Genomic DNA, 15802 nt, shown 5'->3' with positions numbered 1-15802 from the left:
CGATCCAAAGCCCTACGTCTGGACCAAGACCGCAGACGAGATCCTGGAACGCCTCGCCTCTTATCTGAACAGAATTCCTGACTCAGAAGACTAGGGGGGAGTGGCGGCCTGGGTGCGGTCCTGGTTGCGACTCGGGACGTGGTCTGCGGCGCGAATCGGGGCGCGGTGTGAAGCATGACTCTGGGCGTGGTCCACCAGCGTGGCTCGGGGTGCGGTCCGCAGAGCGATTCGGGGTGCGGTCCGGGACGGCGGCCGGAAGGCGGTCGGTGGCCGGAACGCAGGATGCGGGACGAGCGGTGGCGGTGAGCATGACGTGCTTCCAGAGGGATACGCAACGCGGTCGTAGATAACTCGTGTAACTGACTCGGGAATCGGACAGCCTTCGGGCTTGTCGTTCACGGAGACGCCTCGCTAAAGTCGCGCTTACACGTGTAACGCGTTTCCGTTCCCCGGGTGTCAGGTGCAAGCATTTCGGACAAAGCGCGCCGAGCTCCGGGACTGGTAGAAGGGCCGTAATGACGCAATCCCACCCGGCCGAGCTCGACCTGGCCGACATGACCTGGCCGCCCCCGCCGTATCAGCCCCCGGTGCCGCCCGTGACGGACGAGCACGGGGTGCGCCACTTCCACGGGGTCACGTACGCCACCACGCCCGGCTACCGCCCCCGGCTCTTCGATGCCCAAGTCCCCGCAGGCGAAGGGCCGTTCCCCGCGGTCGTCTGGATCCACGGCGGAGGATGGCTGGACGGCGACCGCCGCTACCCGCCGCCGACCGTGCCGGTCACACTGCTGCACGGATCGGTCCTGGCCGCCGGGCTCGCGCTCGTCTCCATCGACTACCGGCACAGCCTCGAAGCTCCCTTCCCGGCCCAGCTGCACGACGTGAAGGCCGCCATCCGCTACGTCCGGCGGTTCGCCGCAGACCTCGACATCGACCCGGGCCGGATCGCCGTCTGGGGTGAGTCGGCGGGCGGCCATCTGGCCGCCCTCGCCGGGCTGGTCGGTCCGGACAATGCCGACGCCGAGGCGCTGGAGGGCGCGCACGGGGTGGGCGCCGGGGACACGGGTGTCCGGGCGGTCGTCGACTGGTACGGGGTCTCCGACCTCGCCGCCCTGGCCGGCCACCCCCTGCCGGGGATGCCCTCGGGCGGAGACTTTCCCGACCCGTACGACGCCCTGCTCGGCGGGGCCGAGTCGGAGCGCGCGGAACTGGCCCGGGCCGCGAGCCCGGTGACGTACGCGGCGGATTCGGCGCCGCCGCCGTTCCTGCTGATCCACGGCACGCGGGACGGTCTGGTCCCGTACAGCCAGAGCGAGGTGCTCGCCGAGGCGCTCATGGGGGCGGGCGGCGACGTGACCTTGCGACCCGTCGACGGCGCCGACCACATCTTCCTCGGCTCCACGGACATCGCCGGGATCGTCGCCGAAAGCGTCGCATTCCTGGCCCACCACCTGGACGCGAAGGACTGAGGCGCGCGGACGGGCGGGCAGGTGGGGGTGCGTGGTGGGCGGTGGGCGGTAGGGCTCGAGGGCCGGAAGGCTCCCGAGCCGGCGCGCCACCATCCGCCCCTCCTGCCTGCGCTTCCCTTCCCTTCCCTTCCCTTCCCCTTTCGCTCCGCTCCTTACCTGTTTCCTGTTCCCTTCCCCTTTCCGCTGCCGTCGTCGAAGCGGGTCCGTTCCCCACGGGCAGGCCCTGCGGATACGCCGACCACTCTGAAGGGCCGCGGCCATCTCCGCGGTTCGCGAGAGGCACTCATGTCCACCCCTCCGGTCATTCCTTCCCCGCACCCCGAGAGACCGCCGCTCACCGAGACGCCGTCCAGCACGGACAGCCCGCCCGAGGCGGGGTCGGCGCGTCGGCCCGGTGTCCTCGCGGCGGGGCTCCTGCTGCTCGGCGTCGCCACGCTGCCCGCCTTCGTCGTCCGGCCCGACCCGGCGAACCCGCCGTTCCAGGATCTGGACGATCAGTGGCTGGCCTGGATGGGCGGCCCGCACGGCGGCCCGTACGCCGTTCTCGCCGAGGTCCTGAACTGGTTCGGCGGTCCGCTGGGCGTCGTCGTACCGCTCGCCCTGCTGCTCTTCCTGCTTCTCCGCGGGCGCTGGGTCTCCGCCGGCTTCCTGCTCGGTGTGTATCTCGCAGGCAATCTGATCGTCGTCCAGGGGCTCAAGCACCTCGTGGACCGGCCACGACCGGCGAACCCGCTGGTCCGGGTCGACCACGGCTCGTTCCCGTCCGGGCACGCGGCGGGGGCGGCGCTGCTCGTCGTCCTCGTGGGGGTGCTGCTGGTCCCGGCCGCGCGGCGGCGGGCATGGTGGCTCGGGGGAGTGGTGTTCACGCTGGCCATGATGTGGAGCCGTACATGGCTTCACGCACACTGGCTCACCGACACGGCTGCCGGTGCGGCTGCCGGTGCGGGCGCGGGCCTGCTGGCGTGGTGGCTCTGTGCTCCGGCGCTCTCCAGGGAAGCCGCTCGCGACCGCCGGGGGGCGGCCGTAGCGGCATAGGATGCCGCCCCGCGGGTTCGTAGCAGCAGCCTCCTCGAGCGCGCGCACGTCCACGGCGCCGCTGGCTCCGCGCGGGCCCGGGTGCCGTCGGATGCCGTCGGGATCCGTTGGTCGGGCGCCGTCGGGGGTTCGTACCGCGTGCGGATGCGAAAGCTCAGGACGTCTGGCGATGGACGAGAACGGCCTCTATGGCGGGGAGGGGTGCGGTCGAACCGGTCTCGATCAGCTCGTGCAGTGCGTCCGCGATCTGCGCCGGCGAGGCGAGGTCCAGGCGGACCGTGGTGAGCGCGGGCTGCTGGAGCGCGGAGAGGACGAGGTCGTCGGAGCCGACGATCGCCACCTCGTCCGGTACGGAGATCCCTTCGGCCAGGAGTGCGTGCAGGAGCAGGGAGGCGTACTCGTCGTTGTAGGCGAAGACGGCGTCGAGGTCCAGGCTCGCCCAGCGCCGGGCGAGCGCGGTCGCCGACTCCCGGGTGTACGCGAGCTCCAGAGGGGCGACGGTGGCCATGTGCCGGGCGGCCACCGATTCGGCTCCCGCGAGGCGCGGCTGGGCGAGTGCGCCGAGGCCGCGCTCCTGGGGCACGACGACGCCGATCCGGGTTCGGCCGCGGGCGATCAGGTGCTCGGCGGCCGTGGCGCCGATGTGGGCGTGGTCGAAGCCGATGGTGTGGACGCCGGGCACGGGGTGGGACGCGAAGGCGAGTACACCGCGCACCCCGGCGCGACGCAGCAACTCGGCGGCCTGCCCCGTGAGTCGGTCGCCGTCGAGGGCGACGACCGCCGCAGGGCGCAGCTCGGCCCAGGCCCGGGCGGCGTCGACGGGGTCGCTGAAACGACCCGCGTGGAGGACTGCCGTGTAGCCGTGACGATCCAGTTCGCTGTGGAGGTCGTCGACCCAGTCGCTGACGAGCCGGCCGATCGCGGAGATCGACGCGGGCATCAGGACGAGATTGCTGCGCCCGGCACGCAGGGACCGGGCGGCGGCGTGCGGGACGTATCCGAGCCGGTCGGCCGCGTCGAGGACGCGGGCGCGCGTGCTCTCGCTGACGCGGTGGCCCGGGGTGTCGTTGAGAACGAAGGAGACGGTGGCTCGTGACACGCCGGCGAGGCGTGCCACATCGGCGCTCGTGATCGAGGCGCGGACGGGGGTTTCTTCTGCCATGACGTCCCGTGACGCTCCTTGCGAGGTTCGTGTCTGTGGTCCTGCCTGCCTTCCCGTCGAGGTTACACGAGTTAAGTTACGGGCGTGTGGGTCGCACGTCGCATGCGCGCGACCCGTCGGTCACGATCTCCGGTCCTGTGCCCCCGTTCCGTGCAGGCGGCGCGAGTTGCCGGCGAGGTCCCCGACGGCGGTCACCGCCGTGCCGAAGCGCATCGTGGTGCGACGCTCCCTGTCGTACGGAGCCCATGCCGGCATCGCCGCATGGTGGGGGTCGGCCGTGCGGGCGAAGGCGATTCACGCCCGGTGCGTGGTCCGCGCCAGGCCGTCACGGACGGCGGGGGCGAGTGCGCGGCCACGAACGGCGTGTGCGTGCCAACTGGTCGAAGTTGGCGAAGGCGAAGGGGGGTTCGAGGCAGTGGGCGGCGCCGAGGTGGCCGTCGTGCGCGGGCGTGGCGAGATCGGACTGGTAGGCCCGGACGGGCCGCCCGGACTCTGCCCTGGCCTCGGCGAGTCGTACGGCGGGTACGCGGAAGGGCTCGTCCGTGATCAGGTCCATCAGGACGTCGACGGGGCGCCGCCGGTCCGGGCCCGCTCGTACGCCGCCTACACCCCGCGTGCCGCGTCGGCCTCGAAGGTCTCGGCGATCCGGGAGGCCGCCTGCTCCCGGTCTGCGGCGGCGTACCCCGGGTCGAGGGCGAAGCCGAAGTCGGCCTCCTCGCGGGTCCAGCCGATCATCACGTCGACACCGGTCGCGGCTCCGTGCGGCAGGGCGCCCACCGGGTGGCGGGTCAGGGTGACCCCCGTCGATGACGGGCAGGAAGGGCGTCGGCCAGCAGCCCCACCGTGTCGTACGGGCGAAGAGTCGGCCGGTCGCACGCATCAGCACGCATCAGCGCGCGCCAGGGCAGTTCGCGCAGCTCCGCGACGGTCTTGACGCCGGCCAGTTCCAGGAAGGAGGCGGTGCGGTCCGCGTATGTGTCCAGGCCGGGGAGACCGAGGCCGAGGGGCGGGCTCTGCAGGATCACGCGCCTTGATGGGTCCCTGGGTCTCGGGGAGCCCGGCCAGGCGGCCGTCGAGAGGGCGCCGCCCGACTGGCCGGCGACGGTGACGTTCCCCGGGTCGCCGCCGAAGGAGGCGATGTGTGCCGCGATCCACCGGAGGGCGGCCGGCTGGTCGCTGAGCCGGGGATTGCCCGCGCCCTCGGTGTTGCCCTCCTCGGGTCCGGCGTACAGATAACCGAGTTCCCCGATGCGGTAGTTGACGCTCATCATCACGACGTCGCCGTCCCGGGCGAACGTCTCTCCAGCCGCCGGGAGGACCCAAGAACTCAGACGCTTCTCCGGCTCGGGCGCGGAGTGCTGCGGATGCGTGACCGCCGCCACAAGGGCAAGAGGGATTCGAGGCGCATTCGCCCTGGTCAGTAGCGGCGAGCAGTTGGTTACACGTGCACGACGTGCGGATACCCCCTCGGTCACGATCTGCGTAGTGACCCCGCACAGGCTCTAGCCGAGTCCTGAAATGGGTGCTACACAGTGTTCAAGCGCTGCGGGTGACACGTGTAACGAAGTCGTATCGGCCGCAGCGGATGGCGACGGCTTTCGGTTTCGGTGACACCGCCGACCCGTTCGGCCGCTCAGGCGGCGGCTCCGTCACGCGGCCTGCCGCCACCCGCGCACCCGGGAAAGGGCCTCACCCTCGCCCTCCCGTACCCCACCCCGCCCCGCCCGGTTCCGGAACACGCCCATCTCCCCGCTCCGTCCTCCCAGGAGTCGTCATGGCCACGAACGAGCTCACCGATCCGATCGATCCGCCCTCCGCCGGCACCGGTACCGCTGCCACCACCTCGGAACCGGAAGCTCCGCGCCAACGCGGGCTCATGCCTCTGCTACTGGTCGCCAACTCCGCCATGATGGCGGTGTACATGGGAGTCGGCTCCGTCCTTCTGCCCACCCAGGTCGCCGCGATCGCACCCGACGACAAGGTCGCCGTCCTGGGCCTGATCGGAGGTGTCAGCGCCGTCTTCGCAACGGCCTTCAACCCGATCGCGGGCGCCCTCTCCGACCGCAGCGGCCGCCGCAACCCGTGGATCCTCGGCGGTGCCATCGGCGCGCTGCTCGCCCTGGCCTTCCTCGGCAGCGTCTCCACCGCGCTGCTCGTCGGCATCGGCTGGTGCCTCGTCCAGGCGACGATGAACACCTACCAGGCGGCGGTCACCGCGATCGTCCCCGACCGCGTCCCCGCCGCCCGTCGCGGGACGGCATCGGCGCTGGTGGGCCTCGGCATGCCGATCGGCGGCACCGTCGGCGTCCTCATCGCCTCACAGACCTCGACCCAACTGCGTACCGGCTACCTGGTCTTCGGTGCGATCGTTGCCGTCGCCGCGCTGCTCCTCTCCGTGTTCTGTCGCGACACTCCCCGCACCGAAGCCTTGGCGAAGGAGTCGAAGGAGTCGAAGGGGCCGACGGGGTCGAAGGGGCCGACGGGGTCGAAGGGCCCTAAAGGTTCCCAACTCGCCGCGTTCCTGTCCGCGTTGGCGAACCACGACTTCCGCTGGGCCTTCATCGGCCGCGCTCTGATGGTCCTGGGTTACTTCTCCGTCGTCGGCTACCAGCTGTACATCCTGGGCGACCACATCGCGCTGCCCGCCGGGCTGAACCCGCCCGCGGCGATGGCGATCCTCACGCCGGTGTCGATGGTCGCCGTGGCGCTGTCCACCGTCGTCGGCGGGCTGCTGTCCGACCGCTGGAACCGCCGCAAGGTGTTCGTCGGCGTGTCTGCCGCGCTGGCCGGGCTGGTCATGGTGGTGCCCGTCGTCAGCCCGACCTGGACAGGCATGCTCGTGTTCAGCGCCCTCAACGGCCTCGCCTTCGGCTGCTTCATGGCCGTCGACACCGCGCTCGTCACCCTGGTCCTGCCCCGGGCGGAGGACGCGGCCCGCGACATGGGCGTCCTCAACGTGGCGAACGCCGGGCCGCAGATCATCGCCCCGTTCGTCGCCTCCGCCATCGTCACCGGCCTGGACGGGTACACCCCGCTCTTCCTGGCCGGCGGCGCCCTGTCGCTGATCGGCGCGCTCGCCATCCTCCCGATCCGCGGGGTGCGCTGATCGCGGTCGGTCGGCGTCGGGGCAGCCGCAACCCGCGCCGACAGCCCACCGGGCCCGCCGCAGCCCGAGCCCACTGCTGCCCGAGCCGACGCGGCCCGGCCGCCCGTGCTCCGGCGGGCGCATGCCGAGGGTCACGTGCCCGCCGGTTGACGCCACGCTCAGCACCCCGACAGGCCGCCAACCCCGCCAACCCCAACAGATCCACGAACTCCACCAGCCCCACCACCCACACACCGCCCACCGGCACCCTCCCCGCCCCTCTCCCCTCCCAAGGAGCCTCCTATGAGACGCAAGCGAGTTCTGCCGCCGGCCATGCTGATCCTGTGCACGGCGACCATCGCCGGTACCGCACCTGCCGTCGCCGTCGCACCCGTCACGGGTACCGCACCCGCCCTCGCACCCGTCGCACCCGTCGCCGGTACCGCACCCGCCGTCGCCTCGCCGCAGGTCGCTTCGGCGCCCGCGCCGCGGCACGCCGCCCCACTGCGGATCCTGCTCACCAACGACGACGGCTACAACGCGCCCGGCATCCGCAAGGCGTTCGAGCGGCTCACCGCCGCCGGACACGACGTCACCATCGTCGCCCCGCTCACCAACCAGAGCGGTGCGGGTACGAAGATGTCGAACGCCCCCACGATCACGGTGAGGCACCCCGAGCCGAAGGTATGGGCCGTCGACGGCAGCCCGGGGGACTCGGTGACCTTCGGTCTCTCCGAGGTTTTCGAGGGCGAAGCCCCCGACCTGGTGGTGTCCGGAACCAACTTCGGGCCGAACGTCGCCGGGCTCGCCACCCACTCCGGTACGGTCGGCGGCGCCGTCACCGCGCTGGAGTCGGGTGTACCTGCCATCGCGCTGAGTACGGGCGGTCTGTCCGTGCCCGACCCGGTCACCACCGTCAACGCGATGGGTCCGACACTCGACTTCGCCGTCAAGCTCATCGACCGGCTGCGTGTACGGGCCACGTCGGGGCCGCTGCTGCCCAAGGGCGTCGGCCTGAACGTGAACCATCCCGTCGTCGGCACCGACGGCAGGGGCACTGCCGCGGGCATGTCCACCACCTTCCAGGATGCGCAGACGATTCTCGAACAGGACTTCACCGATGCCGGGGACGGCACCTGGAAGGTCGAGGTGAGGGTGGACCTGCGCTCGCCGGCGAGGGGCGGTGACCTGGAGGCAGTCAGCGCCGGCCGGATCGCCGTCAGTCCGATGAGTGCCGACTGGAACACCGGCCTCGCCGACCACGCCACCACCGCTGCCCTGATCGCCGGTCTGCGTCCCTGACTCACCGCTCCGCTCCACACCAGCCAACTCAGGAGGAGGACGGATGAAGCGGCCCGTAACGCGATCCACTTCGGCAAGACCCCGCTCGGTAGGTCCCTTGATCTGGTAGCACCGTTCGCATCAGCGGCGCCGATCACAGCGGCGCCCATCACCCCGGCCGCGGCGTCGGACGAGGGACCGCGCCCCGTGATCACCGTGGCGCAGGGCAAGCTGCACGGACAGCAGCACGACGGCGCGCAGGAGTTCCTCGGCGTCCCCTACGCCGCGCCCCCGGTCGGGGAGGCCCGGCTGCGGGCGCCCCGTGCGCCGCACCGCTGGCGCGGTGTGCGGGAGGAGGACCGCCAGGCGCCTGTCTGTGTGCAGTTCTCGCCGTTCGGCCTCGCCGACCCCGGGGCCGTCAGCAAGGACTGTCTCTGCTGGACGTGTACCGGCCCGAAGGGGCCGGTGCGGGAGCCCGGCTGCCGGTGATGCCTGCGTGCTGCCCCGGTCGGCGCGCTGGTCGCCGCGGCGCGCACACTGCCGGCCTCGGGACCGGCCTTGGGCGTCGGTCTGCTTCTGGCGGACCCGGCCGAGCGGGCAGCCGCTGTAGGGGATGCCGCAGGCCGCACCTGCGGACGATGCCCCTGACGCCCGGCAGTCCAGAGTGCCACCCGGGTCTGCCGGGCGGACGGGCCGCCGTCCGCGATCCCCACCGACTGCGGCCGGAACCTCCACTCGCCCGGCACCGAGGCCGCAGCCGTCCTCAGCGCCCTCGAACGCCGGCGGGCCACGCCGGCCTGGATGGGCTCCGGCCTCGACAAGGGGGGCCTTCAGGCCACGGTCGGCGTATCGACCATCACGCTGGGCGGCCTGCTCCTCACCGGCCCCGTCGCAGTAGACGACTGTACGAAGGACCTCCGATCCACTCGATCTCACTCGAACGGCCCCATTCGCCTCGCTGAACGCGCCCGCCCTGCGCGAGGCTCGGGATCAGGGCCGCGCCGAGTCGCCCGGCGCGGCCGCACCTCGGAGAGGAACACGCATGGCCCACGCATCCCAGGCCGACACCGGGAAGAGCGCGCCGGCCGAGTCGGCCGGCCCAGGCGACGAGCCCCGAGGGATCCGGCGGTCGGAGACGGTCCGGCCAGGTCCATGTGTCCGCACGCTGTGAGGGGTGGGAGGGACGGGTGAACGGACACCCTGAAGTGCCTCGCGAACAGGACGGCGGCTTCGGGCCTGGACGCCGTGGGGGACCGGAACCCGACGCCACCGATGCGGCGTACAGCCGCCGGGGTGTGTGGGACGAGGCCATCCTCGATGCGGTCTTCGCGCAGTCCGACGTGGGACTCCACGTCCTGGACACGCATCTGCGCATCGTCCGCGTGAACGCCGTCACCATCGGCCCGCTCGGCCTCCGGGCGGAGCGCCTGGTCGGGCTGTCGGCGGCGGAGGCGTATGCCCCTGCCGGGGTTCGCGTCGACGAGAGTGTGCTGCGCAGGGTCCTCGCCACGGGACGCCCGGTGATCGAAAGACTCGTCGCGAGCCGTCCTCCTGCCGATCCGCGGAGCAGGCGGGTCTTCTCGGTCTCCGTGCACCGACTCCAGCATCACGCGGGACATGTACTCGGCCTGGTCGTCACGAGCACGGACGTGACCGAACGCGAACGCGCACAGGCCCGGCTTCGACTGCTGCACACTGCCCGCGAACGGATCGGTTCCAGCCTCGATGTGGAGCGTACGGCCCGGGAACTCGTCGAGGTGACGGTGCCCAACTTCGCCGACTGGGCCGTCGTCGCCCTCACCGACGCCGTACTGCAAGGCAGGGAACCCGGCCTGCAGGCACAGGACGAGTTTCCGCTGCTGCGCTGTGCGGCGGCCGGAAGAGCGGGCGGGAACATGCCCGTTCCGGAAGCGGGAGCCATCCTGCTGCCGGGCGTCTTCGGATACGACCTGTCGGCAAAGGCCTTCCTGCTCACATCAGGTAATGACGGACGAGTCGCCGGTACCGGGGTCGCGGCGCCGTTGACCATACGCGGGCAGGTCTTCGGCGCCGTCGCCTTCCACCGTGTGGCGGGGGCCGATCCGTACGCGGCCGAAGACCTCGATCTCGTCGACGGCATGGCCGCCCGGACGGTGACCTGCCTGGAGAACGCCCTGCGGTTCACCCGCGAGCACATCGTGATGACGGCGCTGCAGAGCTGGCCGCTGCGCCAGGAGCAGGTCACGCAGAGGGCCGTCGAAGTCGCCCAACGGCACCGGTCCGGCGGTCGCGGTGCCGGCTCCTGGTTCGACGTCATCCCGCTTCCGGGGGCCCGCGTGGCACTCGTCGTGGGCCAGGTCGAGCAAGCGAGGCTGAGCACCGTCGCCACCATGAGCAGGCTGCGCACCGCCGTCAACAGTCTGGCGACCCTTGATCTCGACCCGCACGAACTGCTCGCCCGGCTCCACGCCACCACCCTCCGGCTCGCAGCCGAACAGGATGATCCGTCCGATTCTGGCGTCCCGACCGCGAGCTGCACGATCGCCGTCCACGACCCGGTCGGGGGGCGGCTCGACATCGCACGCGCCGGCCGTTCGTTGTTCGTCGTCGTCCGCCCCGACGGAACGGTCGACACGAAGCCGGTCGACGACGGCCCCCTGCTCGGGGCCGACGGACCGCCCTTCGCCTGCTCCTCGCACTACCTGCCCGAGGGAAGCGTCCTCTGCATGGCTTCTGCGGCGGCGTCCGTCGCCGACGGCCCGCCGACGGCGGCCGTCGTCAACGCCCTTGTCCACCCTGTACGCACCCCGGAGGCGATGGCGGACGACGTGGACCGACTCCTGGCCCCCGATCGAGTCCTGCTGGTCGCCCGCACGCGCCACTTGCCGCAGAGCGAACTGGCCCAGTGGGAGGTTCCCTTCGACTTCTCGGCCGTCGCCACTGCCCGGAGTCACGTCGCGTCGTGCCTCAGGCAGTGGAGACATCCTACGGACCCCTTCACGGCGACGCTCGTCGCCAGCGAACTCGTCACGAACGCGATCCGCTACGGCGAGGCCCCGATCACGCTCCGACTCATCGCGGACTCGGCGGATTCAGCGGGGCTCATCTGCGAGGTCAGCGACGCCGGCCTGGCCGCCCCGTATCTCCGGCACGCCAGAGCGGTCGACGAAGGCGGCCGCGGACTCCTCATCTGCGCCACCGTCGCGAAGAACTGGGGCGTGCGCTACGCAGACGACGGTAAGACGGTGTGGGCGGAGATCTGAGCCACCACGAGCCGAACTCAGGGACCGATGCGAACCGTCCCCTCCCCCCCCCGGGCCCCTCCCGACAGGCCATGCCTGGCAGGCACGTTGCGCAGCGAGGGTGCCGACTCCAGGTTCGCGCCCGCGTCGACCGTCGTGGTCTCGAAGTGCCACTCCTCGGACCGGGGGACGGTCGTGGATGCCCCACGTCGGCTGGACGCAGCCGCCTGAGGGGTGTTCCGTCGAGATCGTCAGGTCGCGTTCGAGGGAGCGCCGGTCGAGAACGCAGTCGAACCTACCCGCCGAAGGTCAGCGGCCCATTGATGTCCCTTGCCTGTACGACCTGGCCGTGGAAGGTTCCCCCGGAGATCTCGTTGCGTACATCGCCTGAGCCCGTCCGGAGGGTGGGCAGGGCCTCGACCTCCTGGCGCCAGGCCTGTAGCGCCTGGGCGAATGCCGGATCCTGACTGGCGCGGAGCGTAAGCGTCCGGGACAGTTCCCGCGCCCGCGTGGTGTCGTCCGGCTGCTCTTCGAGGACGGTCAGCTCGCCCTCGCCGTGCGGTTCCTGTCCTGACGAACGGCGTCTCACCAGGTCCCGCAACGAGGTCCAGAGGTGTTGTCCGGCAGCGCCTGCCGTTCCTCCCGCGAGGGCCATCAGCAACTCGGGCGCGATGGTTTCCACGGATGCTTTCCTCCGATGGGTCAGGCGATCTGGCGTGCACATCGACGGTAGAGCAAGGCTCGGAGATCCGGTGGCGCATCGTCGAGAAGATCCGGCGTCCGCACCGGAGCGCGTCCGCACCGGAGCGCGTCCGCACCGGAGCGCGTCCGCACCGGAGCGCGTACCCGCCGGAGCGCGCCGCGTCTGGGGCGCCGTGCGTCAGAAGACCGCGGCCACTGCGGCTGAGGCAATCTTCTCGACGGGGCGGACCACAGGGTGTCTACTTCCTTCAGCCGGTCGGACCAAGGGAGGGCGCGGGAACAGGGGGGAAGGGCCTGGAACCGAGGGAAGAGCGCGCGACCGAGCGAAAACGCGGGAGCGGGAAGGGCGCGGGATCGGGGGCGCGGCATGAGGTCGGACGGATCGGCGGAGCGCGAGAACCGCATTTCCGGCGGCGCGTTCCGCATGCCGGTGGTTCAGGCCGGCGGCGATGTCCACGTCCACTTCGACATCCCCGGCGACCCGGTCCCGACATCAGGCCTCGTGGTGAGCACCGCGCCTCCGTTCGGGCTGCGGGACCCAGCACGTCCCCTGCGCGGTCGGCGGGAGGAACTCGACCGCCTGACCCGGCTGCTCTCCGGGCCTTCGGACGGCACTGTCCATGTCCTGTGCGGGCCCGGAGGGTGCGGGAAGACCGCCCTCGCCCTCGAAGTGGCCCACCAGGTCCCGTTCCGCCGCTGGTGGGTCGATGCCAGGCACAGGTCCTCCCTGGAGGCCGGGCTCCTTGCCGTCGCCAGGCGCCTGGGCGCCTCCCTCGACCACGGCACCGGTGATCCGGCCGACGGCCTCTGGGACCGGCTGACGCACCTCGGGCAACCCTGGCTGCTCGTCGTGGACAATGCCGACGACCCTGCCGTACTGGACGGTTGCGGCCGATTGGTGGCCGGTACGGGATGGGTCCGGCCCCATCTCGCCCCGTACGGGCACGTCATCGTCACCAGCCGCGACGCCGCCGTGAGCACCTGGGGCACGGCGGCGACCCCGCACCGTCTCGGCGTCCTGGGGGAAGACGACGCGGCCCGGGTGTTGCTGGACCACGCGGGCCCCCGCGCGGGAGGGCCGGCGGCCGCCGCCGGACTGGCGCGGAGGCTCGGCGGGCTCCCTCTGGCCCTGCGCACCGCGGGACGGTACCTCGCGGAAGCGACGGCCGTTCCCGAAGCCTTCCGCGACGCGACGGTGCCCACCGCGTTCTCGGCGTACGGGGAGACCCTGGACGCCAGGCCCGAACTGCTCGACCCCGACGGGTCGATCGCGAGTACCTGGGACCTCTCCCTCGACCTGTTGGACCGACGCGGCCTGCCTCGGGCCCGCAGCCTGCTCGGACTGATCTCCGTTTTCGCGGACGCCCCCGTACCGTACGTCCTCCTGCTGCACTCGCAGACGCTCGCCGCCGAGGAAGGCTTCGCAGGCCTCGACGGTCCCGGCATCTGGACCCATCTGCGGTCCATGGCCGACTTGGGACTCCTCGACCTGCCCGTGCCCGAGGACGATGCCCCGCACCTGCTGTACCTCCACCCACTGATCCGCAGCTTCAACGCCGACCGCTCCCTGCTCCCGCTCGCCATCCGGCTCCTGAGCCACGCGGCCGGAGCCGACCGCGCATCCGACCCCCCTGAGGCACGGCGGCAGCCGGACTGGAACGTGCTCGCGGCGCATGCCCTCCATCTGGCCCGGCACGCCGTGGACACGAACGCCGACGACGCCGTCGTCGAGCCCGCCCTCACAGCCGCGCTCGGCGCGGCCGTGCACCACCGCGACAGCGGTCTGTTCCAGCAGGCCCACGCGGACATCGAGTTCATCCGCGGCGCCGCGGATCGACGCTGGGATCGCGAACACCTGGTCGTCCAGGCGGCCGCCCACGCCCGAGCCACGACGCTGCGGACGATGGGCCGCCTGCGGGAGGCCGAGGAGGGACTACGGGAGGTGGTGGACGTCCGCCGCCGTACATCCGGAGAGCGACACCCCGCGACTCTGGCCGCCCGGCACGACCTCGGTGCGGTCCTGAACTCCCTCGCCCGGCGCGCCGAGGCCCGGGCCGAATTCGAATGCGTACTCCACGCGCGGGTGGAACTCCTCGGCGAGCGGCATCCCGTCACGCTCAGGACCCGGCACCGGCTGGCCCGGGTGCTTTTCGCCCAAGGGGCATACGCGGAGTCGCTCGCCGAGTTCGACGCGGTGCTCTACGGCGCAGGCGAGCACGCGGACGACCCCACCACACTGACCACACGTCACCATCGTGCCCGGGTACTGCTGGCCCAGGGCGACGCGGAGAGGGCGACGGAGGAGTTCGAGGCCGTGCTCCGGGACCGACAGCGAGTCCTCGGCCCGGAACACCCCCTGGTGACCACCACCCGCCACAACCTAGCCCTGGCCTTCCTCGCCCGAGGCCGGTACACGGACGCCGAGCGGGAACTGCGTGCCGTCCTCTCCGACCAGCGGAGGATCTTCGGCGAACGCCACTACTACACCCTTGCCACGCGCCACGAGCTCGCCCGGGCCGTCCTCGCCCAAGGCCACGACGAGGAGGCCGAGTCGGAGACGAGTCTGGTCCTCGCCGCGCAGCGAGAGGTACTCGGTGACGACCACTCCTACACCCTGGCCACCCGTCACACCCACGCCGAGATCCTTGCGGTGTCCGGCCGGACCGCTGAGGCGACGGCGGAGCTGGCCCAGGTCCTTGCCCGCCGCGCCCGGACCTTGGGAGCAGACCATCCCCAGACCTGCGCCACACGCACCGCCCTGGCCGCCATCACGCCCACGCCGAGCGGGGAGTGGCCGTGAGCCCTGCCCGTGGTGCGCGCCGGTCGCTGTCCCGGCCGGTCGTCCAACCGATCCCCGGCGCGCCGGCAACGAGCCCGATCCGTCGGACGCATGCCGAACACGAACGCCCCTCTGACAGGTGCTGCTCCGTAAGGACGAGACCTACGAGGCTGAACACCACACCGGCGCCTCGGAGCGTCCCTCAACTCGACCGTTCTCGCGTTGCCGTCGTGATCCAGGCCGTCCCGGGGACTCGGACGCCGCCCGCGGTCTCGAACTCGCTGAGCGCGTCACGTACTTCAGTGCGGATGCGGTCGACGGTCGCCGGGGCGACCTCGCGCAGGTTGTGGCGCGTCGGGCCCATGGACAAGATGAAGTCCGCGGCGTCGCCCGCATGCGCGCCCAGGGTCATGGGCGCCTCGGACGCGACCACGCTGATGTCGGTGAACCCGCTGGCGGCAAGCACGTGGCGAATCCGCGCGGGGTCGAGGAGTGACCCCATCCCCCGGGAAGCGGGGGATGCCTCGCGGAGGAACGGTGCGAGCGCGGCGGTCGCACGGGCGTACGCGCTGTCCGGGCCCCCAGGCTGCGGGCCGAGGAACGCGATGCGGCCGGCCGGAGCGAGCGCGTTCCTGAGATGGGTGAAGGCTGCGACGTGGTCGGCGAAGAACATGACACCGCCGCGGCTGACGAGGACGTCAAACCCTTGGTCGGGGAAGGGGTGCACCTGTGCGTCGCCCTGCTCGAAGGTGACGTTGCCGAGACCTTTCGCGGCCGTGTCACGGCGGGCGCGTTCCAGCATCGGCCCGGACAGGTCGATGCCCACGACGTTTCCTTCGTACGCCCGTCGCCCTGCAAGGCGCGTCGTCTGGCCGGTGCCGCAGCCGATGTCGAGGACCCGGTCCTGAGCCGCGATGTCCGCTGCGGCGAACAGGGGGCCGTTGAACGAGCCCATCATCCCGTCGTACCGCTCGGGGTGTTCGGCCCAGTGGACGCCCTCCCAGCCGTTCCACGCCTCTGCCTGCTGACGGTTGGTGATCGCGTGCACAGCTCACCTCTTGTCCTCGA

Annotated in this window: 14 protein-coding genes; 7 read left to right on the top strand and 7 right to left on the bottom strand. The window is 71.8% G+C overall.

Features of this window, described 5'->3' with window-relative positions; translation table 11 throughout:
* The first annotated feature begins 515 nt into the window (after positions 1-515).
* Together ACZ4XX_RS21745 and ACZ4XX_RS21740 are read left to right on the top strand one after the other, a co-directional pair.
* On the top strand, positions 516-1469 hold the full coding sequence (locus tag ACZ4XX_RS21745) for an alpha/beta hydrolase fold domain-containing protein (protein ID WP_468509499.1): 954 nt from the start codon (positions 516-518) through the stop codon (positions 1467-1469).
* A 285-nt stretch (positions 1470-1754) separates the two neighbouring features.
* Positions 1755-2504: a phosphatase PAP2 family protein gene (locus ACZ4XX_RS21740; RefSeq protein WP_468509498.1), complete on the top strand. Its 750-nt coding sequence runs from the start codon at positions 1755-1757 to the stop codon at positions 2502-2504.
* Positions 2505-2658: 154 nt separating this feature from the next.
* Here the strand turns inward: ACZ4XX_RS21740 and ACZ4XX_RS21735 are convergent, their stop codons facing one another.
* The 5 genes from ACZ4XX_RS21735 to ACZ4XX_RS21715 all read right to left on the bottom strand — a co-directional run bounded on the left by ACZ4XX_RS21735 (position 2659) and on the right by ACZ4XX_RS21715 (position 5048).
* Entirely contained in the window at positions 2659-3666 is a 1008-nt protein-coding gene (locus ACZ4XX_RS21735; RefSeq protein ID WP_468509497.1) for a LacI family DNA-binding transcriptional regulator, read from the bottom strand.
* A 120-nt stretch (positions 3667-3786) separates the two neighbouring features.
* A complete protein-coding gene (locus tag ACZ4XX_RS21730) occupies positions 3787-3921 on the bottom strand; it encodes a hypothetical protein (RefSeq protein WP_468509496.1) in 135 nt (44 codons plus the stop codon).
* A gap of 70 nt (positions 3922-3991) precedes the next feature.
* Positions 3992-4222, bottom strand: a complete 231-nt coding sequence (locus ACZ4XX_RS21725; RefSeq protein ID WP_468509495.1) for a hypothetical protein — start codon at positions 4220-4222, stop codon at positions 3992-3994.
* Positions 4223-4269: 47 nt separating this feature from the next.
* Positions 4270-4443 (bottom strand): hypothetical protein, encoded by a 174-nt coding sequence (locus tag ACZ4XX_RS21720; protein ID WP_468509494.1) that lies wholly within the window; start codon positions 4441-4443, stop codon positions 4270-4272.
* A gap of 11 nt (positions 4444-4454) precedes the next feature.
* Positions 4455-5048 (bottom strand): carboxylesterase family protein, encoded by a 594-nt coding sequence (locus ACZ4XX_RS21715; RefSeq protein ID WP_468509493.1) that lies wholly within the window; start codon positions 5046-5048, stop codon positions 4455-4457.
* A 392-nt stretch (positions 5049-5440) separates the two neighbouring features.
* Between ACZ4XX_RS21715 and ACZ4XX_RS21710 the strand changes: the two genes are divergently transcribed.
* The 4 genes from ACZ4XX_RS21710 (at position 5441) to ACZ4XX_RS21695 (ending at position 11274) form a co-directional block, all read left to right on the top strand.
* Complete coding sequence (locus tag ACZ4XX_RS21710) at positions 5441-6772, top strand: MFS transporter (RefSeq protein WP_468509492.1); 1332 nt, start codon at positions 5441-5443, stop codon at positions 6770-6772.
* Between the two features lie 282 nt (positions 6773-7054).
* A complete protein-coding gene (gene surE / locus ACZ4XX_RS21705) occupies positions 7055-8053 on the top strand; it encodes a 5'/3'-nucleotidase SurE (RefSeq protein WP_468509491.1) in 999 nt (332 codons plus the stop codon).
* A gap of 186 nt (positions 8054-8239) precedes the next feature.
* Positions 8240-8521, top strand: a complete 282-nt coding sequence (locus ACZ4XX_RS21700; protein WP_468509490.1) for a carboxylesterase family protein — start codon at positions 8240-8242, stop codon at positions 8519-8521.
* 716 nt (positions 8522-9237) lie between these two features.
* The gene (locus tag ACZ4XX_RS21695) at positions 9238-11274 is read left to right on the top strand and encodes a SpoIIE family protein phosphatase (RefSeq protein WP_468509489.1); all 2037 of its coding nucleotides are present in this window, start codon (positions 9238-9240) and stop codon (positions 11272-11274) included.
* 274 nt (positions 11275-11548) lie between these two features.
* Here the strand turns inward: ACZ4XX_RS21695 and ACZ4XX_RS21690 are convergent, their stop codons facing one another.
* Positions 11549-11935 (bottom strand): hypothetical protein, encoded by a 387-nt coding sequence (locus ACZ4XX_RS21690; RefSeq protein WP_468509488.1) that lies wholly within the window; start codon positions 11933-11935, stop codon positions 11549-11551.
* Between the two features lie 387 nt (positions 11936-12322).
* Between ACZ4XX_RS21690 and ACZ4XX_RS21685 the strand changes: the two genes are divergently transcribed.
* The gene (locus tag ACZ4XX_RS21685) at positions 12323-14755 is read left to right on the top strand and encodes a tetratricopeptide repeat protein (protein ID WP_468509487.1); all 2433 of its coding nucleotides are present in this window, start codon (positions 12323-12325) and stop codon (positions 14753-14755) included.
* A gap of 181 nt (positions 14756-14936) precedes the next feature.
* On the opposite strand, the gene ACZ4XX_RS21680 is transcribed toward ACZ4XX_RS21685, so the two are convergent.
* On the bottom strand, positions 14937-15782 hold the full coding sequence (locus ACZ4XX_RS21680; RefSeq protein WP_468509486.1) for a class I SAM-dependent methyltransferase: 846 nt from the start codon (positions 15780-15782) through the stop codon (positions 14937-14939).
* Between the last annotated feature and the right edge of the window lie 20 nt (positions 15783-15802).

It is taken from the genome of Streptomyces sp. NPDC029956 (assembly GCF_055574655.1).
The sequence above is the reverse complement of the archived record's forward strand: the minus strand, read 5'-3'. Positions and strand labels throughout refer to the sequence as shown.